21 protein-coding genes and 1 pseudogene are annotated in these 25,822 nt (G+C 45.7%); 7 read left to right on the top strand and 15 right to left on the bottom strand.

Annotation, left to right across the window (positions count from 1 at the left end; translation table 11 throughout):
- Positions 1–6 precede the first annotated feature (6 nt).
- The gene (locus tag R3D00_09120; GenBank protein MEZ4773331.1) at positions 7–690 is read right to left on the bottom strand and encodes a DM13 domain-containing protein; all 684 of its coding nucleotides are present in this window, start codon (positions 688–690) and stop codon (positions 7–9) included.
- A gap of 283 nt (positions 691–973) precedes the next feature.
- On the opposite strand from R3D00_09120, the gene R3D00_09115 reads away from it, so the two are divergent.
- The gene (locus R3D00_09115; protein ID MEZ4773330.1) at positions 974–1,390 is read left to right on the top strand and encodes a hypothetical protein; all 417 of its coding nucleotides are present in this window, start codon (positions 974–976) and stop codon (positions 1,388–1,390) included.
- Positions 1,391–1,492: 102 nt separating this feature from the next.
- Here the strand turns inward: R3D00_09115 and R3D00_09110 are convergent, their stop codons facing one another.
- Genes R3D00_09110 through R3D00_09100 form a run of 3 tightly spaced genes read right to left on the bottom strand, consistent with a single transcriptional unit; the run spans position 1,493 to position 4,924 of the window.
- A complete protein-coding gene (locus R3D00_09110; protein MEZ4773329.1) occupies positions 1,493–2,698 on the bottom strand; it encodes a sodium ion-translocating decarboxylase subunit beta in 1,206 nt (401 codons plus the stop codon).
- Between the two features lie 2 nt (positions 2,699–2,700).
- The gene (locus tag R3D00_09105) at positions 2,701–4,611 is read right to left on the bottom strand and encodes a biotin/lipoyl-containing protein (protein MEZ4773328.1); all 1,911 of its coding nucleotides are present in this window, start codon (positions 4,609–4,611) and stop codon (positions 2,701–2,703) included.
- Between the two features lie 43 nt (positions 4,612–4,654).
- Positions 4,655–4,924, bottom strand: a complete 270-nt coding sequence (locus tag R3D00_09100; protein ID MEZ4773327.1) for an OadG family protein — start codon at positions 4,922–4,924, stop codon at positions 4,655–4,657.
- A gap of 169 nt (positions 4,925–5,093) precedes the next feature.
- On the opposite strand from R3D00_09100, the gene R3D00_09095 reads away from it, so the two are divergent.
- Together R3D00_09095 and R3D00_09090 are read left to right on the top strand one after the other, a co-directional pair.
- Positions 5,094–6,344, top strand: coding sequence for an AAA family ATPase (locus tag R3D00_09095; protein ID MEZ4773326.1), 1,251 nt, complete (start codon positions 5,094–5,096; stop codon positions 6,342–6,344).
- Between the two features lies 1 nt (position 6,345).
- The gene (locus R3D00_09090) at positions 6,346–7,158 is read left to right on the top strand and encodes an aminoglycoside phosphotransferase (protein MEZ4773325.1); all 813 of its coding nucleotides are present in this window, start codon (positions 6,346–6,348) and stop codon (positions 7,156–7,158) included.
- A gap of 4 nt (positions 7,159–7,162) precedes the next feature.
- Here the strand turns inward: R3D00_09090 and R3D00_09085 are convergent, their stop codons facing one another.
- From R3D00_09085 to R3D00_09055, 7 genes are all read right to left on the bottom strand, one after another.
- On the bottom strand, positions 7,163–7,807 hold the full coding sequence (locus R3D00_09085; protein ID MEZ4773324.1) for a response regulator transcription factor: 645 nt from the start codon (positions 7,805–7,807) through the stop codon (positions 7,163–7,165).
- A 97-nt stretch (positions 7,808–7,904) separates the two neighbouring features.
- Positions 7,905–9,542, bottom strand: coding sequence for a carboxylesterase family protein (locus R3D00_09080; GenBank protein MEZ4773323.1), 1,638 nt, complete (start codon positions 9,540–9,542; stop codon positions 7,905–7,907).
- 30 nt (positions 9,543–9,572) lie between these two features.
- Positions 9,573–10,187 (bottom strand): Uma2 family endonuclease, encoded by a 615-nt coding sequence (locus R3D00_09075; protein MEZ4773322.1) that lies wholly within the window; start codon positions 10,185–10,187, stop codon positions 9,573–9,575.
- A gap of 3 nt (positions 10,188–10,190) precedes the next feature.
- Entirely contained in the window at positions 10,191–12,350 is a 2,160-nt protein-coding gene (locus R3D00_09070; GenBank protein MEZ4773321.1) for a T9SS type A sorting domain-containing protein, read from the bottom strand.
- Between the two features lie 202 nt (positions 12,351–12,552).
- Positions 12,553–13,521, bottom strand: a complete 969-nt coding sequence (locus R3D00_09065; protein ID MEZ4773320.1) for a T9SS type A sorting domain-containing protein — start codon at positions 13,519–13,521, stop codon at positions 12,553–12,555.
- A gap of 28 nt (positions 13,522–13,549) precedes the next feature.
- Positions 13,550–14,611, bottom strand: a complete 1,062-nt coding sequence (locus tag R3D00_09060) for an endo-1,4-beta-xylanase (protein ID MEZ4773319.1) — start codon at positions 14,609–14,611, stop codon at positions 13,550–13,552.
- Between the two features lie 100 nt (positions 14,612–14,711).
- Positions 14,712–15,656 carry a hypothetical protein gene (locus R3D00_09055; GenBank protein ID MEZ4773318.1) on the bottom strand — a complete coding sequence of 315 codons (945 nt, stop codon included), beginning with the start codon at positions 15,654–15,656 and terminating at the stop codon, positions 14,712–14,714.
- A gap of 138 nt (positions 15,657–15,794) precedes the next feature.
- On the opposite strand from R3D00_09055, the gene R3D00_09050 reads away from it, so the two are divergent.
- The 4 genes and pseudogenes from R3D00_09050 to R3D00_09035 all read left to right on the top strand — a co-directional run bounded on the left by R3D00_09050 (position 15,795) and on the right by R3D00_09035 (position 19,776).
- Positions 15,795–16,046, top strand: a complete 252-nt coding sequence (locus tag R3D00_09050; protein ID MEZ4773317.1) for a hypothetical protein — start codon at positions 15,795–15,797, stop codon at positions 16,044–16,046.
- A 131-nt stretch (positions 16,047–16,177) separates the two neighbouring features.
- A complete protein-coding gene (locus tag R3D00_09045; protein MEZ4773316.1) occupies positions 16,178–17,545 on the top strand; it encodes a T9SS type A sorting domain-containing protein in 1,368 nt (455 codons plus the stop codon).
- 6 nt (positions 17,546–17,551) lie between these two features.
- Positions 17,552–19,249 carry a T9SS type A sorting domain-containing protein gene (locus R3D00_09040; GenBank protein ID MEZ4773315.1) on the top strand — a complete coding sequence of 566 codons (1,698 nt, stop codon included), beginning with the start codon at positions 17,552–17,554 and terminating at the stop codon, positions 19,247–19,249.
- Positions 19,250–19,257: 8 nt separating this feature from the next.
- Positions 19,258–19,776: pseudogene (locus R3D00_09035) on the top strand (thiamine pyrophosphate-dependent enzyme).
- A gap of 4 nt (positions 19,777–19,780) precedes the next feature.
- On the opposite strand, the gene R3D00_09030 reads toward R3D00_09035, so the two are convergent.
- From R3D00_09030 to R3D00_09015, 4 genes are all read right to left on the bottom strand, one after another.
- Positions 19,781–20,917, bottom strand: a complete 1,137-nt coding sequence (locus tag R3D00_09030) for an ATP-binding protein (protein ID MEZ4773314.1) — start codon at positions 20,915–20,917, stop codon at positions 19,781–19,783.
- Between the two features lie 118 nt (positions 20,918–21,035).
- Positions 21,036–22,253 carry a hypothetical protein gene (locus R3D00_09025; protein MEZ4773313.1) on the bottom strand — a complete coding sequence of 406 codons (1,218 nt, stop codon included), beginning with the start codon at positions 22,251–22,253 and terminating at the stop codon, positions 21,036–21,038.
- A 61-nt stretch (positions 22,254–22,314) separates the two neighbouring features.
- A complete protein-coding gene (locus tag R3D00_09020) occupies positions 22,315–25,377 on the bottom strand; it encodes a two-component regulator propeller domain-containing protein (GenBank protein MEZ4773312.1) in 3,063 nt (1,020 codons plus the stop codon).
- 65 nt (positions 25,378–25,442) lie between these two features.
- A complete protein-coding gene (locus tag R3D00_09015) occupies positions 25,443–25,817 on the bottom strand; it encodes a hypothetical protein (protein MEZ4773311.1) in 375 nt (124 codons plus the stop codon).
- Positions 25,818–25,822 lie beyond the last annotated feature (5 nt).

Below are 25,822 nucleotides of genomic sequence, written 5' to 3'. Positions count from 1 at the left end.
GTTATGTTATTTGATTTCACCGTCACCGACTTTGACGCTGAAGGGTTTACAATAATAGAGTACATATTTGTAGCTGGAAAGCTGGGCAGGCTCAGGGATTATATAAGAATGTGCGCCTTTAAATACTTTCACTGCCCCAATTTCCAGCGCACCGACATTTGTGCCGGGGTTATTGGTCAGATAAACATACAACCCCGGAAGTGCAGTGGATGCTTCGTAGTCATCGCCCAATTCCAGCACGAGATTTTGCCCCTGCTGACTTAGCACAAAACTTCCCTGAAGTAAATAGCTGCTGGTTGTTTTGATAGTACCGGTACGGGACGATCCGCCGGAAACTACCGTTTTCCCACCTACCACAACGGAAAAACTGTCAGCAGCAACTATATCATCTCCCTGATATGCCAATACTCTCACCTCAGCGTTTCCTTCCATTACGCCAGTGGCAATTCCGTCTTCTGTAATCGAAAGTATATCAGGCGAGCGGCTGCTCCAACTAAATACTGCGGGTTCTTCATTTCCAACCTCGTTGAAATAAACAGCTTCAAAAGTATGAGTGTCTCCTGTAGCCAGGCTGTCGAGCGGATTGGAAATTCTTACAGACGCCCCGACAAAATCAAAAATAATATCATCCCCGATACATGCAGAAAGCAAAAGCGTGGGAATAAACCAGAGATAAATCAGTTGTTTCATGTATTTCCAGGTTTTAATGGAGGATAAAATTAGAAGCCGGAGTATGATCCGTATGTCTTCCTGCTTACAAAACTGCGAATATGGTTTCACAGGTTTTTCACCAAAAGATCACAAAAGTATCACAGCTTACATTTTTGGATTATATGTGTGTCTGATGCGAAAAAATATTTTTCAGGCTGGATCAATTCCTCTTGAAAATCTCCGAAATCCCGTTACATTTGACGCTTCGTGTTATGTACCAAAATTGTAATATTCATTTAAAAGGTTATTCATCTTTACGATTATGAAAAAAGCCAGCATTTTACTGATTACCCTGTTTTTGTGTTCATTTGCTATTGCTCAGAAAGCAGATCTAACGGTCAACTTCAAATTCCTGAACGTTGAGCCCGGGTATGACCACAATACCAAATGCATTGTATATATCGATGGTGAAATGGCCGGGGAATCACAGGAAGCGCCTCAGACAAAAGGAGGGAATTTTAAGGTTTCTGTTCCGGTGGGAGAACATGATCTGAAAGTCGTCAACATGGCACTGTATGATGGTACATGGGAGGAACATACCATTGAAAACAACTACAGCGTGGATTGTATTTTCGAAGAGAGCCACAAGTTCAAAAAGAGTGAAAAATTATTCCTCGTTTTTGATCTGGACAGTGAGATGTATACCGGGTGGAAAAAAGCACCTAAAGTAAAAAAATAGCCCTTTTCGTGTAAGGCCAAAACCCGCCTGCATAATAAAATTATACGCCAGTAAATCAACAATGACTTACTGGCGTACTTTTTAGAGGAAAATAGCTGTTTTTTAAGCCAGAAAGGAAATCAACACCCCCGCAGCCACAGCAGAACCAATCACACCCGAAATATTGCTTGCCATCGCATACTGCAAAATATGATTGGAAGGATCTTCTTTTAATGCCAGTTCGTTTGCCACTCTTGAAGCCATTGGCACGGCACTCAGCCCGGTAGCGCCAACCAGCGGATTGATCTTTTTTGAGGAAAACAGATTGTAGATTTTCACTGCAAAAATGCCGCCGGCGATGGAAATCGCAAAAGCCAGAAATCCGCCCACCACAATCATAATCGTCTTGTAATTGAGAAATGCCTCGGCAGTCATCGTAGCCCCCACTGACAGCCCGAGAAATATTGTAGCGGCATTCATAATGGGCTCCGAAGCTGCATCGTGAAGTCTTTCTGTGGTAGTACCGATTTCCTTCACCAGATTTCCAAATAGCAACATACCCACCAGTGGCACGGCAGAAGGCACCAGCAAGGAGACGATGGTACCTAATACAACCGGAAATAAAATCTTCACTGCCCGAAGATTTTTGATCGGCCTGGGACTGGGAAATTGCCGGTCCATCTCTTTCATATTGATCTGCAACTCCTTCTTACTCATCGTAAACCGCACGACCAAAGGAATGATTACAGGCACCAACGCCATGTACGAGTACGCAGCAATAGCAATAGGCCCCAGGAGGTGCGGTGCCAGAATAATCGTCGTATAAATGGCTGTAGGCCCGTCTGCACCTCCGATAATGCCCATTGAAGCCGCTTCTTTCAAGCTGAAACCAGCGGCCAGTGCACCAAACAAAACCGTGAATATGCCGATCTGCGCAGCCGCACCAAAAAATGCGAGACGCAGATTTCGCAACATCGGACCAAAGTCTGTCAAGGCTCCCACTCCCATAAAAATAATCGGAGGGAGAAAACCTGTTTTGATCAGGGCATAATAGACAAAATTCATGATGCCATAGTCCTTGGCAATCTCCAGTAGCGTCATGTGCATGATCCCGTTTTCTTCAGTAGAAGGTACTACGCCCATATTGCCGCCGGGAAAGTTGGCAAGTAATAATCCGAAAGCGATGGGTACGAGCAGTAAGGGTTCGTACTGTTTTCCGATTCCCAGATACAATAAACCAAAACCGATGACCAGCATCAGCATTGTTCCCGGAGAAGAAAATAACTCGCCAAAGGCGGTCATCTCCCAGAGTTTGTGTAATAATTCCATGCTTATTGAATCCTGATCAGTACATCGTCTTCGTCCACGGCTGCGGCATTGCTCACACACACCTCCACGACTTTCCCGCTTTTGTCCGCAGATATGGCATTATACACTTTCATTGATTCAATATAACCAATGACATCACCTTTATTTACCTGATCTCCGGGTTTTACCGGTTTGTCTGAAGGTTCTTTGGTAAAGTAGAATTTGCCTTCCAAAGGAGCCAGAATTTCCTTCAGATCTGTATGATTGGCAGAACCATTGGAAACAGTTTTTTCCGGAGAAACGGGATTGCCGGAGGGAACTTCTTTTGCCGGCGGCTGTGGAGTTTCATCATAAGATACGGCGACCACAAAGTTTTCACCGTTCACATTGATGTGCATGGTTTTGGGTTGGTAAAACTGTTGCGGTGGTAAGGGTACAGCAGGAACATTGGGGGTAGATGGGGTTTCAGCTACAGGCGCTTTTCGTTTGGCGAGGTCTGCTTCGAATTCGGCTTTTGCCTTACCTGATTTATAACTCCGGTATTGCTCAGGGTGCATGGCCAGTTCTAAAAGCTCTTCGTCATCCTGTCCGTAGTCCCAGCCGTTTTTATTCATTTCCTCGCGGAAACTATCCAGCGCATCGGGATACAAATCTTGCGGGTGGCCTTTGAAAAACTCCTTTCCCTGCGTTTTGGCAAGGGCGACGATCTCCTCTCCGGGAGGTGAAGGCAACTGGCCGGTACGGCCCAGCAACATATCCCAGACATTGTCGGCAATCATGGACCAGCGCTCTTTTCCCTTGATCATCTGCATGACGTTCATGAGCGCAAGGTTTTTTACATACTGGCTATAGGGTGTAACCAGTGGCGGATAGCCCAGAATCGGCCATATATGCTCCACTTCGTTGAACAGCATAATCAGGAGACCATCTTCTGTAATCGCAGGTTTTCCTTCTTTAGCCAGCCATTTGTTGAGACTGGAAATATTTTGTTCGAGGTCAGCCATAAGACTGCCCATCATCCCGCCGGGAAGACCGGGGCCGATGAGCAGCGAGTTCATCAACCGGTTGGAAGGACTGATATAGTAGCCCAAAAAGTCATCGATAAACTCCTGAGTGAGCGTACGCACCTCCATGTATGCTTCCATATTTACCGGAGGGACCAAAAACCCGGCATCTTCCAGCATGGCATGAATCGTCAGCAAATCTGCGTGCCCCGTACCCCAGGAAAGCGGTTCCATTCCGACATCAATGATATCTGCACCTGCGCGGGCAACTTCCAGAGAGGATGCTACAGAAAAACCCGGACCAGAGTGCGCATGATACTGAACGAGAATATTGGGGTGTTTTTTCTTGATTCCGGCAACAATTTTCCCAAGCGAAGCGGGCCTTCCGACACCTGCCATATCTTTGATAGCGATTTCGTCAGCGCCGGCCTCAATCAGGTCAAACGCAAGGTTGAGGTAATAGTCCACGGTGTGAACTTTGGAGTGAGAAATGGAAAGCGCAGCCTGGGCGATCATTCCGCCTTCTTTTGCGTAACGGATTGAGTCTTTAATATTTTGCGGATCATTCAGTCCGTCGAAGGACCGGGAGATATCCGTACCCTGAAGTTTTTTTACTTTAAACATCAGCTTGCGGACGTCAACAGGGACGGGAGTCATGCGAAGAGCATTAAGCCCACGTTCGAGCATTTGCGTTTGAATGCCCGCGTCATTGAAAGGCTGGGTCCATTCGCGCACGGAGCGGTTGGGATTTTCTCCAAACAGCAGATTTACCTGCTCAAATCCACCACCATTGGTTTCTACACGGCTAAAACAACCCATTTCAATAATGGGGCCTGCTACACGGGTGAGTTGATCTACACGAGGTACGTATTTGCCTGCCGACTGCCACATATCGCGGTACACCAGGCAGAGTTTTATTTCTCTTGACATAATATCTCAGGGAAGGGTTAGGGTATAAAAAAATAGGCGATGATCAGATTTCTTTTTTTACAGCAGAAACTTTTCCTTTACCGCCAGTGACGATATCCACCGCAGCAACGATAGCCGCGAGGGTATTGGGGGGAATGGCAGAACCGGCTGAAGGAAGAGAGGCAGATTGAGGGGGAGGTGCGTGTTCAGGAAAATAGCGATTTACCAGTCTAATCAGTATGTTTCCGGAAAGGACCACCAGGGACAACACCACAAAAATGGTAATCATCCCCACGGTCAGTAGTACGATTGCTGTCTGAATGTTTTCGTTCATGCGTAGTTTTTACGAAAACTCCCAATTTACAGAATGCAGGTTGGAATTCAAATGAGGAATAAAAACTACACATATAATGATGGCCAAGGCTTATATAAATAATTGTTTACATTTTGTATTTTTACTATATAATTAGTGATGGGAAGGTCTTATACTAAACTTCAATAGCATGTACATTAAAAATGTTACACTGGAAAATATCCAATCAATTCATCATTTCTCTTTGGAGTTTCCACAATATGCGGGTTGGCACGTGATTATTGGAGACAATGGGACAGGAAAAACAGGAATACTAAGAGCAATTTCTGTTTGTCTTTGTGGTCCGGGAAGGTTTAAATCTTTCCTTTATAATGAAAAACGCTTCCTTAGACTTGGGCAAACCAAGGGAAGCATACAAATTGATCTCATCCCAAGTACAGAAGAAGCCCAAAAAGCTAACATACCTCCGAAACAACCACAAACGCTGGAATTAACTTTCTCTTCGGAAGCGGGAGAAGTTTTCTTCAGTGGAACTAAAGGAGAGCAAAGTCGATTATGGAGAGGAACCTATGAGTGGTTCTCAGCTTCTTTTGGCCCATTCCGGCGATTGACAGGAGGGAATTCGCAGTACAACAAACTATTTGATGTAGATCACCGGGTAGCAGCACACATATCACTTTTTGAATCAGAAGTTGCTTATGTAATGGTAGATGAGTGGCTTAGTAAGCTTCAATTTCGCAAACTTGAAAAACAAAAAGACGGTGATTTTATTGATAGATTGCAAAATTTTATTAACCAGGATTCTCTTTTACCTAATGGTTTCAAGCTTAGCGAAATATCTTCAGAAGGTGTATTTTTCACTTCTCCTCAGGGCGATAAGGTACCTATAGACTGGTTAAGTGAAGGTTATAGATCTGTATTAAGCCTGATGCTGGAATTAATCAGGCAGATGACCATCTTTTTTCCAGAAAAAAAGACAGAAGATTTTTTCGAAAAAACTTCTGATGGCAACCTAGTTATTTCCTTAGAAGGAGTTGTCCTGATTGATGAAGTCGATGCACATCTTCACCCGACCTGGCAAACAAGAATAGGATATTGGCTAATAAAATATTTCCCAAAAATTCAATTTATAGTTACAACTCATAGTCCGTTGATCTGTCGTGCATCAGAGTTTGGTTCTATATGGAGGATAGCAGCTAGCGAATCCCAAAATATTTCAGGTCAAGTTGAAGGCACAGAATTTCAGCGGCTTGTTTATGGTAATATACTTGATGCCTATGGTACTGAGGTTTTCGGAGAAAATATTACCAGTTCTTTTAAATCAACACAAATGCGGGAAAAGCTTGCGGATTTGAATAAAAAATCTTTTAGAGGCAGTCTCTCCAAACAGGAATTGACAGAGCTTGAGATGTTAAGAAAAATATTGCCAACAGGAGTCTGATATGACCAGGTTATTTCCCCAAAGTTTATCTAAAACTTGTAATCAGGCACTGTCTTCCTACCAGGCTGAAATTGACAGGTTGACCTTATATGAGGATAGAATAGAAAAAGCCAGGCAAATCTGGCCTCATCGCAAGCAAAACAATCCTTTTGAGGAAGTTAAAGAAAAGCTTGCCGCAATGTGTTCCGGAGCCAGACGTTGCCATTATTGTGAGGACTCTTATGCCGATGAAATTGAGCATTTCTTCCCAAAAGTGATCTTCCCTGAGAAGACTTTCGTATGGAATAATTTTTTGCTGGCATGTGGCCCATGTAACTCACCCAAAAGCAATAAATTTGCAATTTTCGAAAAAGAATCAAGAGAACAATTAAACTTAACTTCTCAGTATTCCTTAAAGAAAGTGAGAAAACAGCCTCCCCCAATAGGAGATCCTGTTTTGATAAATCCTCGCAACGAAAACCCATTGGATTTTCTTTTTCTTGATATCAACGATTCTTTTATGTTCACTGAAATAGAGGAGGATGAGGAATCCGAAGCATACCAAAGAGCCTATTATACTATCCAGATTTTAAAACTTAATATTCGGGATGATTTGGTCAGGGCTAGAAAATCTGCATATGGGAATTACAAAGCTCGTCTGAGAGAATATATTATCGAGCGAAATCTGGCCCAATCCAGCAAAACAGCAGAGCTTATTCAAAATATCCAGCAAGAACTTCATCCAACTGTATGGGCAGAAATGAAACGCCAACATAATCATATACCCGAACTAAACGAGCTTTTTTCAACCGCACCAGAAGCACTAAGTTGGTAACCCCCTACACAATCTTCTTCCTGATAGCCTTGCTCACGGCTTCGCCCATGCTTCTGACGTGAAGTTTTTCATAGATTTTGCGGATATGGGCATCGACGGTGTGAAAACTGATTTCCAGTTTACCGGCAATCATTTTGTAACTAAGGCCTTCCACAAGCAGGGCAAGCACTTCTTTTTCACGGGAAGAGAGCTGATAGTCTTCGGTATCGGGGGTTTCGGGTTTGGTCACCCTGAATTTTTCCAACACCCGCGCAGCTACGCTCGGGGTCATGGGTGAACCTCCGGCATGTACGTCGCGAATTGCCTGGATAATCGCATCGTTGCCGGAGTTTTTCAGGATATATCCCGAAGCGCCTGCATAGATCGCTTCAAAGATTCTTTCCTCATCTTCAAAAACTGTTTGCATCAGAATACGCTGAGCCGGAAATTTTGCTTTGATATGCCTGACAGCTTCGATTCCGTCCATAACGGGCATAGATATATCCATGACAATCACATGGGCTGCGGCTTTTTCCACCCGGGCCATCAGTTCGCGGGTATCTGGCCATACGGCAACACATAACATATCCTCTTGCGCATCTATGAGCAATTCCAGCATCTGCCGTACAGCAGGATGATCGTCAAAAGCAGCCACCCGAATTTTGGACATATCGTTTCCCATGAGAGTTTCAATACTAAGCGAAACGCCATTCACAATCAATCCCGAATGTTCGTGAACGTAAGGTTCTTGCTACAATTACATAGGGTTAATTATTCCCATAAGCTTTATCCAGAAACAAATAGCGGGCATCATCTTTGGCTTTTACGGACTGTGATTTTACATCAATCACCATTACATCGGGGTTGGGGTCATTTTTTTGAGCTGCCGGCCAGTCGGGAAGATCTTTTCCGTTGGGATTACCGTGAATGATAAAGTTGGCAAAGTAACTCATCATAGTTTCTGAAACTTGATAGTCATCTTCCGTCCAGGCATATTCATACACCAGGTGCAAATTCCCCATACAATATTCGATTTCGCATGCGTGAGGCGCGCCGACCGGGGCTGGCTCCGAAGGTGTACCGGCATCCTTTTTTACGGTTCCTCCTGCAAGGCCTGAAACAAACCCCTGATCAGCCAGCGGCGGGCGCAACTTACTGTACAAATACCGATACACAGGCTGATCACTGTTTTTCCGATGTAAGTCAAACCACTTCCAGGTGCTGTATGCGATAAACCCGTCCGAAGCAAGTGCCGTGGCAGACAATTCAATTTCTTTTTCAGAACCGTGAGGGTACAATTTTAATACAGTTTCAAACTCTTTAGGATACGCTTCTTTTACCTTTTTTACATAGTTTTCTTCAGTCAATGGAAGTCCCTGGGTGAAAGCGATTCCCGGTATCTCGGCAGAGTTCCATCCCAGCAGCAACGGCACCATGGCCTGTTCTTTAGCTGTAAAAATTGCCGGAATGGTTTTGGGATAAAAATAACCGTCGACCACTGTCGGAAAACCAAACCTCCGGGACTCCTGATAGATTTCAAAAACCTCTTTTGTGCTTAGTGCGCGAAGCTCAGCCAATGTCGGATACCCTGCATTCCGGGCAAATTCCAGCCCGGTTTTTTCGGCTTCGGCCAAAGGTACCGGAGCAAGTGTGGGATGAATCCCCGCACCACTCTCACCAATTGCACCGGCTATCAGATTTCTGGATAACGGCGACGCCATTTGTGCACTCACAGAAATAGAACCTGCCGACTCTCCGGCAATGGTCACTTTTTTAGGATCACCGCCAAATGCTGCAATATTGCGCTGTACCCATTGCAGCGCAGCGTGCTGATCGAGGAGTCCATAGTTTCCGGATGCTTTGTAAGGTGCTTCTGCACTCAGTTCAGGATGTGCAAAAAATCCAAAAATATTGAGCCGGTAATTAACCGTAACAACTACAATACCTTTTTTTGCCATACTTTCTCCATCATAGCGGGGCTCAGAACCGTCACCGGCTACAAAACCTCCACCGAAGAAATACACCAGCACAGGAAGGTTTTTGGTATTTCGATTGGCGGGAGTCCAGATATTGAGGTACAGACAATCTTCACTGAGGCCATCTGACCGGCTTCTCATATCGCCGAAGACGACTCCCTGCACAGGTCTAGGGGCAAATTTTTTGGTAGAAAGTACGCCTTCCCAGTTTTCCAGAGGTTGTGGCGCTTTCCAGCGAAGTGCGCCTACGGGTGGTTTTGCAAAAGGAACGCCACGGTAAAACTGCATACCTGTCTGCACATCGTAATCGCCTTCAATGATTCCGTTTTCTGTTTTTACCTGTACAGGAAAATAGTTGTTATTTCTCTGGGAAAAAACGGAAACAGCAAAGAAAAGGCATAGTGCCATCAAAAGACAAAACTTAATCATAGTAGTATAGATAGTGGAAATGATAAGGGGCTAAGCCAACGGGTCGGTGAGGTCGCGGGTATTGCGGTAAAGATCTGACATCTTCACAATGCCGCCCAAAGTGCGAATCTCAAACTCCCCCTCCAGACCTATAATGGTCTGCATTTCCCATATCGCATCGTCTTTTTTGTAAAAAATATTAACCACCGGATAAAGCTGGGAAATAAGGATATATTCCCGGAAAGATGGAATCTGCTGGTAGTACATAAATTTTGCGCCCCGGTCGTAGGCTTCCGAAGACTCGGAAAGCACTTCTGCGATGAGTACAGGGTTGATTATGGCATTCGGATCGTCTTTGCTGAATTCAACCTCCCCACAGATCACAGATGCCTCAGGATATAGAAAACGATTGGAAGTTTCGATCCGGATCTTCACATCGCCGTTTACGGCTGTACATCCAGCTTTCCTACTCAAAAGACTTAGTTCCATGCCAATATTAAGTCCGATCAGGCCATGATTAAATGTCCCTCCCGCCATGGCAAAAATCTCCCCGTTGTGAAACTCATGCCGAGTTTCGGCTTCTTTTTCAAAACTAAGGTATTCTTTGATGCCGTAGGTTGCCAGTGCTTTTTCGCCCATGATATCCTGCTTTGTCGCAAGATACAAAAATCATCGGTTATTTCCGCCCATGACGACTTTCTTCACGGTACTCCGCCCTCCCTGCTCGATCTTTAACAGATAAACGCCTGCATCCAGAGGAGGCAGATTTAAGGTGATTTTCGTGTCGGAAAATGTCCATTGATGGATCCTTTTTCCCTGGATATCCAAAAGTGTAAAAGTAGCGGATGACGCGAAGGGCAGTTCCACTGTCAGGATATCTTTTGCGGGGTTGGGGTAAAAATTCACTTCCAGCGAAGAAAGTTCATCTACATCCACCCCTGCAAAGCGGGGCAAACGCCATACGCCTCCATTTTCTGTCAAAGCCCAGATATACCAGGGGGAAACCTGAATTTTGCGGATATTGCCTACCGGTAGATTTTCCGAAAGGTTTTCCCATGTGTTATTTCCAGACTTCAGCAAAAATACACCCGCATCGGTAGCCATCACCAGGGAATCTCCCGCTGGTTGAAATGCATTAGGCGTCTCACCTGAAAGTCCGCCATTCAAGTCAGTCCATGAGGCGCCGTCGTCATCCGATACTTTCACGCCTCCGCCGGCCATGCCGAGGTAAAGTTTATCTTTCCAGGAAGAGATGGCGTAAGCACCAAAAAACTGGTTGTCAATCTTTTCCTTTACGGTTTCCCAAAATGTTCCGGATGGGAAATTCCATTTCCTGATTTTAGTAAATGGACTGGAAAAACCTGTAATCACACAATACAAATCGCCCTTGTGTACGGTCATGGAGGGAACCCCATCATCAAATGACCAACCAAAAAGACCGCTGCTGATATCTTGTATCTTTTGGCCTGTATTTCCGGCAATATACGCAGCCGGTGTTCCGCCATACGAACCGTAAATAATCAGACTGTCTCCCCTAACCAAAAATGATGCTGCCGGGGCGATATCATACACATTACTGCTGGCTGTTGTCCAGGTATTTCCCTGGTCTGTGGAGGCATAGGTTTCGAGTACTCCAAATACATCCTTAACGCCCAAAATATAATTACCACCTATTTTTGCGATACTGTAAAAAGGCTGATCATCAATTATATTGACCGGGTTTTTCTGCGTCCATTGTGTACCGGGGTCAGTGGTAGTCAGAAACTGGGGGGCGCTGGTTGCAAGTGCGAGGGAGTTTTCCACGAAAATATCGTTGACGGGGATGGCATTCAGTCCGGTGAGGGGTGCCAAAGTCCAGTTCACGGCAGCCTGACTGGTAGAATACAGCCCCTCCTTTCGGCTAAGGTAGGTTTTTCCTCCATGCGAATAGATGATATGAGTATTCCCCAGTGAATTAAGGCCACTATTAACCGGCTTCCAGCCCGAATCTCCCTGTTTCCAGCGAGCCAGCGTAAGATCTGCGTTGCCGCCGTTTTGCCCCCAGATATAAGTGCCATCATAGGTAAACCATTCCGGACTGAAGGTATTATTGTAAGTGGGGGTTTTAAGGGTATCGGTAGTCATTTGCACCCAATTGGCACCACCATCAACGGACCGCCAAATGTGCTTATTTAAGGCAAACAGGGTATCATTGATGGTCAGCACGGAGGCGATAAAAGTTCCGGGTGGCATTCCGCCAGCGCTTAAGCTCCAGGTTTGCCCCTGATTATCGGAACGGTAAAGACCGGCCTGCGCCCCCAAAGCATTAAAGCTGTAAGCAAACAGGCTGTTTCCCGCGGAATACGTATTGTTAAATAAGCTATTGTCAATTTTCCTTGAAGTCCAGCTTTGTCCGCCGTTGTCGGTAAAATACAGGCTATCCACGTTGTATCCCCGCACAAATACGCTATTGCCCACCTGCTGAATATCGGATCTGCCAAACCCATCCTGCCGCAGGTAGCCGCCTTTAAGCGAAAGTGCCCAGGTTATGCCGCCATCGGTACTGGTGTAAATGCCTTTGTCGCGGATACATGCAAAATAAGTATTTCCGGAAGCAAAAAGTGAAATGATGTCACCGGAAGGTATCCCGCGGGAATGTTCTTTGTATGTAAGCCCGCCATCTGTACTTTTGTAAATGCCTGCACCCGTGCCGACGAGCAAATCGCTGCCTACCTGCCATACACTGCGGATTTCTCCACCAAACGGACTCACCGGTACCCATTGGGGTTGGGCAGAAAGGGTCACAATGAGACAAATACTATAAACGAAAACCAGCCAGAACTTTTTCATGAGAAATCGAGCTTATGATAATCAAACAGATTTCCTCAAAGTTCGGCATTAGAGGAAGGCTGTTCAATTACGAGTATTCGGGAGTAACCATATGATTTTCTATTCGCAGACAGGTCAACGATGATCTGGCTCTTTTGGCGGTGTCATACTTACCATCGCCCTGCTGAATGAAGGGCTGGTTTGGCTGATTTTTTTATAAGTACTATTCTTTGACAAACCTTCCCCTGTAGGTTTCGCCGTATTTGTCAGACACGTAGAGAAAATACGTTCCGGAGGACAGCGCACTGACATCCAACCGGGAGTCTGTCTGCTTACCACTAAATACAGATGCCCCAGTCATATTGAAGATATTGATTTGATCAGGAATCACAGAAGCCGGAAGTTCAAAATGAATATACCCCTGGGATGGATTGGGGTAAATCTGCAGATTTTCTCCACGAAGATTTTTCTCTATCGCCGTTGACGCATTAAACCGCCAGACATCCTTTACGACTGCATAACCCAAAGCATCGTGGGTTTTCAGATCGGTGCTGTCAAAAGGGAAATAATCATTTTCGCCCAGATAAGCCTCGGTAATCTCTGCAAAGTATTCGCGTTCATTGGTTTTGGCATAAGCGGGCTGGTTAAATGGGGCATTGCCGTTGCCGGGATTATAAGGAACCGAATTGTAAATTCCGGCATTCATGGCTGCGTTGTATGCATTGAGAATCGGACTGTACGAAAAACCCAATACCCGGTCGTGATAGGCGTGAGACAGTTCGTGCATAATCATGAGCGGCTGGTTTTGCTTTGACCAGTTGACAAAGTTGGTGATATTGGCGATTTCCACTGCCTTGGCTTTAGCGGGGTTGTAACCATTCTGTATCAGCCAGTTGACATCGGGATGGTACCAGGCAGAGCCGGTGGTCAGTGCCCATTCCATGAATATTGGCACCTTTAGCAAAGAATCCATAATATCCTGCGCCAGCCCGATCTCTGTAATCTGCAACAGCAGGGTATCGAGGTAATCTACGGCACCCTGGGTTGCAGTAGCATGCTGACTGATGGCCTGGTCATTGACCAAAACATTAAAGCCGTGAAGGCTGTAATTGGTAAAGCCGGTTACAGTTAACTGTGCATTAGAAACAGAAAAACAGCTAATGAAAAATAACAGAATGTAAAATCGCTTCATTGGTATAAATTTATACTGAGAGATGGGTTTATAGTGCCTCAATTACGCCTTTATGCGCAAGTTTATACTTACTTTCAGCATCAAAAAGTAGGGGCCACTCAGGATTTCCCCAAAAATTGATCAGCCAGCTTTCATTGTCTTTCAGGCCCCAAACCGTAATGCCAAACTGCTGCGCTTCGGGAATGCCTTTGTACAGGGTAACAATATCTTTGTACCGCTTCTGTAAGTCGGTGGCCCTGTCTGTAGTCAGTTGGGTAAGGTCTCCGTCAGGATTGGCGCGGATGTCGAGTTCGGAGAAATGGATTTTCAACCCTCTGCTTTTCACCTTGTCTACGGCATTCTGAATCTGCGAAAGAGAGGGCCAGTTGTAAGAAATATGCATCTGAAACCCTACCCCATCAATCGGAATTCCCCGGGTCTGAAAATCATCGATCATTGCCAGCATGGCGTCGAGTTTTTTGTTGTCATAAATAGTTCCGTAATCATTGTAAAACAACCATACATCCGGATCAGCTTCTCTCGCGTACTGGAAACAACGAGCTATATAATCATCCCCCATTTTTGTCCGGAAAACCGTATTGCGGAGATTTCCGCTCTGATCCTCAAAGGCTTCATTGACGACATCCCAGCTGGCGACTTTACCTTTGTATCGCCCCACAACTGCATGAATATAATTTTTCATCACCGTATCAAACTCAGCCGAACTACCTGAAAAATTGGTAATCCAGTCGGGGACTGCACTGTGCCATAAGAGAGCATGACCATGTACACGCTGGTTATTGGCCTGAGCAAAATTGACGATCTGATCTGTTGGCGTCCAATTGTAAGTTGCGGGGCCGGTAGCGGTGATATTCTGTTTCATTTCATATTCCGCCGTCAGGCTACTGAATTCTTTAGAAACAAGACTTCCATAAGCAGGGTTGGAAATTCTGCCGGCCTGAATTGCCACGCCAAAAGGGAATGACGCTTTATCTCTAAGCGCAGTTGTCGGGGTATAGGTAAATCCATCTCCTGTGACGGGAACTTCTTCTTTGCAGCTACAAAAAAGAAGGGTAAACAGGGAAGAGATTATCAGAAGAATTGTTTTCATAGGAAGGTAAACTTTGGTTACGACAGGTACTTATGCTGTATTCATCAAACGCGATAACATTTCCCAGCGTTGTTTTAACACTTGCCAAAATCCCCTTCATCTACTGTTTTTGCATCCGCATCCATTCCTGGGTAGAGCCGACATTAGGATTTTCTCCGGGGTCATTAGTACCCCAGGTAGTTCCCTGACGGTTTACCCAATAGTAGCTATGGGTGGTGGGAAGTTCGACAGAACGTGAATCATAAGGGTTGGTGTAGGATTGTACAGCGCCTAGATTCTCGCGAAACTGCTGATTGTTGCGGTCTTGAGACTGATTGCGCTGATCCGTGACTTGTTGCCAGTTTTGCTGAGACCATTCGCGGTACTGTCTTGCAGCTTCGCCGTAGGCGGTGGAGTTTTGCAGGTTTTGCTGCATAATCCCCCGCATACCGAAGGCTGCTCCGTTGTTGGCAGAGAACTGTGCCGCGACCTGAGGCAACCATGAGGCATAAGATTGCCATTGACTGGCCTGAGAAGCTGCACAGGTTACCACCATGGTAGCAGCATCGTAGGAAGGCGCCACGCTGCAAGTAGCCTGTCCGCGACAAGGGACGCCATTTACACTATAGGTATAATCAAATGTATAAGCATACTGACAACCCGTCACAGGCGTACCCTGGCGCGGCTGGCTGAGTTGAAGATTGGTATAACCGCCTGCTATCAGCTTTTCATACAGGTATTGTCCGGGCGGATAGTTGACCGGCATGCCGGAATTTCCTACCATAATGGTCACAGCCGCATTGTCGGGAGCGACAAGCACTACGGCAAACTGGCCGTCTTCGGAGACTCGCCACCCGGGCGGTACTGCATAAGTAAAAAACTGGCCCTGACGGATGGTCAACTGACCGCCGTTGCCATTGCCTGAAGATTGGCGGGAGAAATCAGAAGTATTCATATCGGCAGGTATGTTGGGGCTATCATTTTCAGCATAGGTATTGGAAGAATTCGTTTGGGCACAGCCCGCAATGGCTATGAGGGCAACAATAAGCAGGATATAAGTCTTCATTACGTCCATTTTCAAAGTATAGAAAAATCAATGAGAAAAATAATGCGTTAAGTTATGCCTGTTATTTTCCTGCTTCAATCCCGAATATTCGGGAATGGCCGGATACCTGTTTTTGTAAAAAAATCGTATATTTACCTTATGACCAGGGACATTATCAAAACCATAATGGCTTCGCCTGAAATGCCCCAGCTACTGGAGGCCCTGCAGGCAGAATGGGAGGCGGAACAAACCCTCCGCCATACCTTCTGGGCAGAGGTAGACGAAAACCGTAAGGCCGAATTTATTTTGGGCGAAGTTATTAATCATCCACCTGTCTATGGCATTCACTGGATGGTTTCAACCAATATTTGCTTCGATCCAACGTCATCGACGGATTTGAAATGGCCGTAGAGGATGTCTTCCGCTGGGAAGAATAGATAGCGGGTTGATTAACTATACACTTATTGTTTGAATATCCGGCCGGGCCAACAACCCGAAAGGCTTTCCTATATCTTTTTTTCACTTGATTCTACCCTACCAGAATGAAAATTTACATAACGATCTGCCTCACTTTCCTGATCCCAATGTCTCTTTTTGCTCAAACCTGGAGTGAAATGGGCAGTGGCGCAAATAGCCTGGCCGCAAACAGTGGGATTGGCGCCATCTGTGCGGATAAGTCCGGAAATGTCTATGCTGCCGGACTATTCACCAACGGTTCGGGAAAAAAATATGTGGCCAAATGGAACGGCTCTTCCTGGTCAGAGCTGGGTACCGGTGCCAACGCCCTGAACCCTAGTTCCTATATACTTTCTTTAGCCTGTGACACAGCAGGCAACGTCTATGCCGCCGGAGCATTCACCAATGCTCAGGGAAATAACTATGTCGCCAAATGGAATGGCTCAACCTGGGCAGAACTTGGCCCCGGCAATAATGTACTGGTCTCCAATGTTGGCATCTACTCAATCGCTGCCGATCCTTCGGGAAATATTTACGCTACGGTGGGGTTTGCAGGCACTTCCCCCAAACCCTATATCGCAAAATGGAACGGCACCTCTTGGGCAGAACTGGGTGCCGGGGGAAATGAACTCAACGCCGACGGCTTTCCGACAGTTGTCCATTCTGACAAAAATGGGAACATCTACGCAGGCGGATTTCAGGGAGGCGGCAAAACCCAGGTAGTAAAATGGAATGGTACGACATGGAGTCAACTGGGTACAGGCAGTAATGCGCTCAACGCTGACAATCTCATTTACAGCATAACCTCCGATCCTGCAGGAAATGTATACGCTGCCGGAGACTTCAGGGATGCCAATCAAATCTGGTATGTGGCCAGATGGAACGGCACAAACTGGAGCGCGCTCGGTACCGGTGCCAACGCATTAAACGCTGGTTTTCAAAGCAGTACGATCCTCACCATTGCCAGTGACCCTTCAGGAAATATATATGCTGCCGGAGCATTTAAAAATAATACCCTCCATGCTTATGTAGCCAAATGGACCGGTACAAACTGGACAGAACTGGGTGCAGGAAATGCCGCACTAAATGCAAATAATGAAATCTCGACGCTGACCTCTGACGCATCCGGAAATCTTTACGCGGGGGGGAGTTTCACCAACAGCAATGGCAATCAGTACGTAGCGAAATGGAATGGCGGCGTGACTGCTATTGAGGACTTCGCCATTCCTGCCTTTGAAATGTATCCGAATCCTGCTAACGGGCGATTTTTCATTCACCCGCCAAAAGGAAGCAGGGAAATGGTTATCCTGAATTCTCTTGGGCAGGTTGTTCAAACAAAATATATTCGGGGACAAACTCAAATCGAAGCCGAACTCTCCGAAAGCGGAATTTATTTTGTTCAGGTGAAAACGGAGGACAAAGTGTTCACACAAAAAATAGTCATTCACCAATAGCCAGTCATGATGAAAAAAATTCTACTATTTTCAACAATCCTTTTTTCCGTTTTCACAGGATACACACAAAATCTCCAATGGGTCCACACTTACGGTGGAAAAGCTGATGAAATCGTTGCAGAAATCGCGACAGATCAGGCGGGCAATATCTACATGGCCGGGCAATTTCAGGATACCGTAGATTTTGACCCCGGAGTAAATACAAATAACCTTATCTCACATAGTACAGTTGCCGACGCATTTATTGTAAAATACGATCCACAGGGAAACTTCATCCATGCTTTCAGCTTTGGCGGAACCGGTATTGATGTCGTACATTCCATCGAAGTAGATAAATCCGGCGGACTTTATGTTTCCGGTTATTTTGAATTCACTGCCGATTTTGATCCGGGACCGGGTACTGCAGAACTCTCCGCCACCGGCACACAAAACCTTTACCTCGCCCGGTATGACGCCGATGGCAACTTCGTTTGGGTAAGAAAAATTACAGGTAGTGCATTTCAGGCAGAATCATTTATAGATCTAGATGAATCCGAAAATATTTACCTGCACGGGACATTTACTGGACTGGCTGATTTTGATGCAAACATTACCACAGACAATCTCACGCCTGTGGGTTTGGGCGATGTTTTTGTTGCAAAGTATGATTCTTCCGGAAATTTTATCTGGTCTGCAGGTATCGGGGGAACTGGGGAAGAAAAAGCAGTAGAAATCATTTCTGATCAAAGCAATTCTTTGTATATCACAGGTACATTCAGTGGAAATGCTGATTTTGATCCGGGGAGTGGTACGCTCAGCCTGAACGCCGCCGGTAGTACTGATGCTTATCTGGCAAAACTGGATACAGCAGGAAATCTGGTCTGGGCAAAAGGATTTGGCGGAACTGATCTCGATCGGCCTTCAGGTCTTAGACAAGATGGAAATGGGCATCTGGTGGTTTGTGGCGTATTCCTTGGAACCGCTGATTTTGACGCAGGTGCAGGAACCAGCAGTTTTACTTCACTGGGTAGTCAGGATTTTTTTATTGCCAAATACAGCGACAACGGGGACTTCATCTGGGCAAATGCATCAGGTGGCACGGGTCTCGATTCTCCCCGGGGAATTGAGGTTGACGACCAATCCGCTATCTATATATTTGGCGTATTTACAGGCGCTTCCGATTTTGATCCCGGTGCAGGTACAGCTGTTTTAACTGCCGGTACTGGTATTTATGGATTTGTAGCCAAATACGATATAGGCGGGAATTATGTCTGGGCGGGAATGCTCGGCGGCGGCACTTCCGCATTTTGCAATTCCATGGTAGTAAACCCAAATGGAAGTTTTTATCTCTCTGCTTTTTATGGCGGCGTCTGTGATGTGGATCCCGGCCCCGGAACGGTTACGGTTTCTTCGAATAGTACATTTTATGATATCTTTTTAGCCGAATATACACAACCATTAACCGCAATCGATGAGCAGCCATTTACCGCCAATATTGAAGTTTTTCCCAATCCTTCAGATAGAGCGATAACCATTAAAAGTACAGAAATCATGAGGGAATTCAGTGTCCGTGATATGAAGGGAAAGGAAGTTTTCCATACATATCCTCATATCCCCTTATATGAATATCAAATTCCAACCAGCGATTTTTCCGTGGGAATTTATTTCGTCCAGATTTTATTCGATAACATACAAACAACCCGAAAATTTATCGTGAATCATTAGTGCTGATTGCGGTTTTTGATGCGATGAACGAAATCGCTCCGGAGAACGCCATCATGTGTGTGGACGTCGGCAACAACGCCTATTCATTTGGCCGGTACCTTGAAAGTAAAAATCATACCTTCCTTATGTCGGGTTATCTCGGTTCTATTGGTTTTGCTTTTCAGGCAGCGATGGGTGCATGGGCGGCGGTAGTTGATACGAGGCCTGTCATTGAAGTTGCAGGTGACGGCGGATTTTGTCAATATCTGGCAGAAATCACCACAGCAGTAAAGTACCACATGCCGATCAAAACCATTATCCTCAACAATAGCGAGTTAGGAAAAATATCTAAAGAGCAACGGGCAGGAGAATTTGAAGTTTGGGCTACAGATCTCGTAAATCCCAACTTCGCATAATATGCCACAAGCTGCGGCGCGCCGGGAATCAGAGTAACAACAGGCGAAAATCTGCGGGAGGCTATGAAAAAAATCATGGCACACGACGGCCCGGCACTGCTGGAAGTGATTACGGATGTGGGGTTGATTTAGGCGGTTATCCCAAAAATTCTGTGAAATTATCGCGATTCACTAATTGCCAGGATGCATTTTCGTACGTTTCAAGCCAGGTGGCGGGAGCTTTGGTTTTGCCGGTTTTCCATTTAAACTCATAACCCATAAGCTGACCGTCACGTTCTTCCACGTAATCAACTTCCGCGCCGGAATATGTACGCCAGAAATAAGTATTGGCATATATTCGCTGATACTCCATTTTTTTGCGCCTTTCTGCCAGCAAAAAGTTTTCCCAAAGTGCACCGATATCATTTCTCAGAGAGAGTTCTGAAAAATTTTCTATCAATGCATTTCTCACTCCCATATCGTAAAAATAGATCTTGTCCATTTTTACTATTTCCTTTCGAAGATTTCTGCTAAAACCACCTAAACGAAATATTACAAATGATTTTTCCAGCAAGTCGATATAATGAATAACCGTATCACGATTGATCTGAAGTGTAGTTGCTATCTCATGAATGGAAACCAAACTGCCAACCTGAAAGGCAAGTAGCTTAAGGAGTTGTCTCAGTTTTTCAGGATACTGTATGTTTGTCAACGCCAGAATATCCTTATAAAGATATGCGCTGGTCAGCTCCTGCAAATAGGCCCGCTTATCATCGTGATTTTCAAATGAAAGGGTTTCAGGATATAAGCCAAAACGCATCCATGTCTCCAGTTTCTGGCTGATTTCAAAATCATTTTCACCAGAATATTCCTTCCACTCTCCTACTGAAATCGGGTACAAACGATACGTCCATGTGCGACCAGTTAGCGGCTCCTGAACCCGATTGGCAAGATCAAGAGATGAAGAACCCGTAACAATGATCTTTAAGCCGGGAAGGCTGTCATATAAGATTTTCAGGTTAATACCAATATCCGGAATTCTTTGGGCTTCATCAATAAATAACAAATCGTACCCACTGACCAATCCATTAAGTTTGTCAAAATCCCGGCTGGAAAGTACCTCAGCGTAGGGCTGGCGGTCTGCATTTATTTCTAATACACGCCCATCGTATTCCGTTAGTATTTCACGAATCAGTGTGGTTTTCCCCACCTGTCTGGCGCCATACAGTATCAAAACTTTATCGGATTGCGCCAATCGGGTGGTTATATTTTTTTTCAGTAAGCGGGAAATCATATGCTAATCTTTCTTCTGAAAGATACATAAAATTTCACCAACCATAAAAATTCGCGCGAATTTTTATGGTTGACCATAGGAATTAAGGCTAATTTTTATGGTTGGTGCTGCAAAACCGCTACTCCTGCTCCCACAGCCGATCTACATAGACTCTTGCTTCGGAGGTATATTTATCACCCGACTTTTTCACAATGCCCTGTAAATCTCTGATATGGCCGGCGAGGCGGGTTTCCGGGTATTTTGCAAGGATGGAATTCCACACTTTTTCAAATTCTTCGGAAATCTCTTCAGTCTCATAGTTTGCAACAGGCGTATTGTCAACACCTCCGAGCACAGTCAATCCCATCCATTTGGCATGTTCATGCACAATTCCGCTGAGTAAAAACCGGGGATTCGCGGTTTCAAATTTTTCCCAGGCAATAGCCCGTTCTGCAAAGTCTTCAAGCGGCACCGTAATCCCACCGTCATCCATAGCCGGACGCTCAAAATCAGCGAAATCCAACTCAATATATTGTTTCATGGGAGAGGTTACGCGATTTTTAAAAAAATCAGCCTGTGCTTTTTTGTCAGCAACCGGAAATACAGAACCTTCAGCTATTCCGAGCGCAAAACCATTCCTGGCCAGAGAAGCCGTGATCGGATTTTTAGCCATATTAAATTTCCCCGCGTAGATCTGATTGTAATCTGATTCCTGCCATTCCACCTGTTCTACCAGATTGTAAAACATGCCTTCCATCTCCATTTTCTCCATAAAGTTGCGAAATAATATAAAAGCGGCATCGCTCACAACGGGCGTTTCATTGGGAAAGTTTTTGCGGAGATACTCCCAGGCCTGCGAACCGGAGGTAAGTTCTGAAGCGGGAAGTGATTTGAGAAAAGCGGTCAAGGCGGCAAGTTTTGCGAGATCAGGCGCCCCTTCTGCCGGGCCGATATATACGGGCTGAAGCCCACCACCAAAAATATAGCCGGTTTCCTGTGCAGGACGTGAAGACACTACCTTATAATAAGGTTCACGATAATACATTCCCCTCAACTCCAGCGTATCGACAAAATCGCTGACTTCTCCCATACCTGTAACAAATTCCCCTTCGTCCATATAGGTAACCAGTTCGCCCTTTTGCCCGGCTTCTTTGCGCATGCGAAGTTTATCCACCCTGATAGCAAAAAGCGTCATTTCTGGCTGTCCGTCCATTTCGTTGGTTTCTTCAGCGGCTTCAGCCATTAGCTCATTTTTTTCCGAAGATTCCGTTTCTCCGGAGTTGGAAGAAGATTGGCAGGAAAAATTCAGAAGAATCAAAATAAACGCAGCGAGGAGAGAGAAAGAGAGTCTTGGCATAGAGTTGTTTTGGGCAAATTTACAACATTTTAAGATTTTCAATATGAAGAAATCAGGAGTTTTACTCGCGTATTTTGAGGAGATTGGCTTTTAAAATCACCTCCACACCTTCTCCCGGTTCCGTATGCAAATCGAGCTTCCCGCCTAAAAGTTCAGCCCTTCGCTGCATATTGCCGAGGCCATTGCCAGGATATGAACCGGGAATAAACCCCTTGCCATCATCTTTGATTTTGAGGATCAGGTGTTTCCGGTAGATTAAAAAATCAATTGCGACCGAATTAGCCGATGCGTGTTTGGTGATATTGTGCAATACCTCTTTGTAGATGAGCATAATATTTTTTCGCGCATGCATGGACAGGCGCAGAGGCTCTATTTCCGGGCCAAAAGTATAGGTGACGGCAATTCCCCCTGAACCCAGGAGATCATTTCCTACCTGCCGCATCTTGGCAGTGATTTTTTCGCCCTGATCGTGTTTGGGGTTAATGGCCCAAATAATGTCGGCCATATTTTGCAGGGTTTTTCCGGTTATCGAACGAATATTTTCCAGAACCTGCTTTGATTTGTCGATATCTGATTCCAGAAATTTCCCGGCGAGTTCACTGCCCATCGAAATACTTCCCAGTGCAGAACCCACCTCATCGTGAAGGTCGCTGGCAATGTCCATGCGGATGGCAAGGCGTTTTTGATGCTGAAACAGGCGATACCGGTATAAGGAAAATACGCTACCTGTAAATAGCACGACCATACTCAGAATGAATGGCCAGGAAAGCCAGAATGGCGGACGCACCCGCAATTGCAGTATCGAAGTCTCATGAAAAATTTCGCCATTTTTTGCGACCACACGCACTTCCAGATTGTGTTTTCCGGGGCGAAGGTTCGACATCAGAATACTTCCTTCGGCAGGCAATGCCTGCCAGACCTGATCTATAGCGCCAAACCTGTATTCAAGATCAAAATCAGAAGAATGGTTCAGGCTCAGTGCGCTGATTCTGGCAGAAAAATAATCCCGGTAACCCAGCGTATATTCTTCAGCGCCCATTTGGGGGCGATTATTCACAGAAAACCCAACCAGATACGGGATGGGGGGTTCGGGCAATATGCGCAAATTTTCCACCCGCACTATTTCCCAGTGATTTTGCCCTGCGACGAGTACGGACTGATTGCTTATGGCCCGACCTGCCATCCATGGGGCATCTGCACCCGAAGCATTGCTTTCGGATATATAAGAGAAGTTCTGGGTTTTTTGATCAAAAAGGCCCATTCCTGCGGTAGAGGATACCAGCACATTTCGCCCGCCGGCGGGCACGACGGAGAGTATAACATTACCGCGTGAAACTGGAAATTTATATCGCCGGATGTCTGTTCCCGCGATGGAATTAAGCCCATTGCGGGTAGCTACCCAAAGCGTATTTTCTTCGTCAAGCGCAATATCCAGGATATCATCAGATGACAGAGAGTGCGGATTTTCAGGCAAATGGTAGTAAGGTACAAATAGGCCTCCAACGCTTCTATGATCAAACTCCCAGTAGTACAACCCGCGTGAAGTCGCAACCCAATAATTCCCGTCTGGCGTTTTTAAAACTTTTCGGACAAGATTGATTTTGATGCAGGTATTGCAATCCTTTTGGTCGATCAACAGCGTGATCGTCTTTTTTGCGAGGTTGATGACGATTACCCCATACCCCAGCACACCGGCGACAATCACCGGCTCTTCAGCAATCGTATCTTCATAGAGATTTCTTATCTGAAAGAAATCAAAAACCAGTGTATAACCCTCAACCTGCATAAGCGGAGGAAAAGGGCGAATTTTTCGGTTTGCCGGGTCATAAAAAAACAACCCGTTTTCCGTGCCCATTACCCATCCGAAAGAGGAAGTTTTTACAAGTCCGGTAACCTGAAGCGGCTGGTTTTTCCATGTGAAGGAAAGAAGGGTAAAATCGCCTTTTTCAACTTGCTGTTCGTAGATTCCTTTTGACGAAAAGATCATAGGCCTTCCCTCCGGGGAGATTCCGGTTCCAAATATCAGCTTACTGTCTTCAGAAGGGAGCAGAAGACCGGTCTGGCTGTTTTTTTTGCCAGGAGACAGGCGAATAAGTCCGGCATTGGTTCCCAGCCAGATGCTGCTGTCTTTATCCATGATCATTGCCATAATCCTCTCAGGATTCAATGGCTTACCCTTTTTAAGGAAAAGATCTATTTTTTGAATACTTCGGGTTGTTGTATTTATCTCAAACAGTCCTTTGTTATGGCCCCCGGCAAGGAGTCTGCCCGGAGAAAACATCAGCAAGGTTTCAACCTCGTCGGGGACTTGAATTTTTTCTGTAAAGCCATCTCCCGCTCGTTCCCAATACGTGATCCCATTTTGCCAGCCGCCGGCATAAGCGTATTTTTCATCCCATGCCATGCAGACATACGTTTGGTCTCCCGCGAAATAGTCAGGTTGATTAAAACCCTGAACCTGCTGCCCCGTGTGTGTATCGATTGCCAGAACGCGGCGGTTGTTGAGAAATGACATCAGAATTTCACCCGGTGCAATTTTCTTTAGGAAGTGAAGCCAGCCCTTCCCCAGATCATGACTGGTGATGGCATTGGACGGATGGAGCGGGAGTTCGCCTTTCCATGAGAGAAACTGAAAAGTTTTTTTATTTACAAAAACTACCGGTGCCTGCTCTCCACTAAGCAGCAAATAATCATCATCAAAATCTATCAGACAGCGCAGCCGGTTGACAGGCAGGGAAGTACTATCGTCGGGGAGGAAATAAAATATTCGAGACCTATCTCCCTCAGGCTGACCCATATCCAGTCGTGTAAGCCCGCCATCGAGTGTCGCAATCCATAAGATCCCGGTACGGTCTTCTGTAATCGCAGTGATATAATTGCCGGATATAGGATCCGTACCTTCTCCGGAAAAGTAGTTATTAAACATCCGCCCGTCAAAGCAACTAAGCCCATTTTCCGTACCTATCCACAAAAACCCGCGGCTGTCCTGCAACAGACAACGAACTTTTGAGTCAGGTAATCCATCCTCCGCTGCGTAATGTAAGGCAGGCAGCGTGATGGTTTGCCCCCGGAGAAAGAGAGTTCCTGATAATAATCCAAGAAATAGGAAAGCGTACCGGTGCATGCAGTATGAATCTCCCCCAATTTCAGCAATTTGGGGGAATTAAGGAAGTATGCAGGCCCCGAAGTTTAGGATGGGAATTTGTTTACAACGATCTTCCTTCCAAAGAAAAACCAGTAAGCCAGAAACCATACAGCAGGTGCAGCAATGAGCCAGAACCAGGCGGTACTGAGGGCATTCGGAGCCATTACAAAAAACACAGCCATGCTTACCGCCGCGATTATCCCGCCCCATTTCTCCGACCTAAACCCAATCAGCAAACCGGCAAGCACCCCACCCGGAAAAAAAATCAGGCTGACGATCTCCCGGTTGTTGTTGAAGTTTTGCGGTTCGTCTCCGAAGATATGCCCGCCGATCATAAAGAGTAGAAAGGCGAGGCTCAGGATGCCCCAGACCCTCGCTGTCCAGCGAAGGATCTGAGCAATTTCAAGGTTTTTGATCATATCTG

Source organism: Bacteroidia bacterium, assembly GCA_041391665.1.
Classification (GTDB): Bacteria; Bacteroidota; Bacteroidia; order J057; family J057; genus JAGQVA01.
This window is presented reverse-complemented; position numbering and strand designations above follow the sequence as displayed.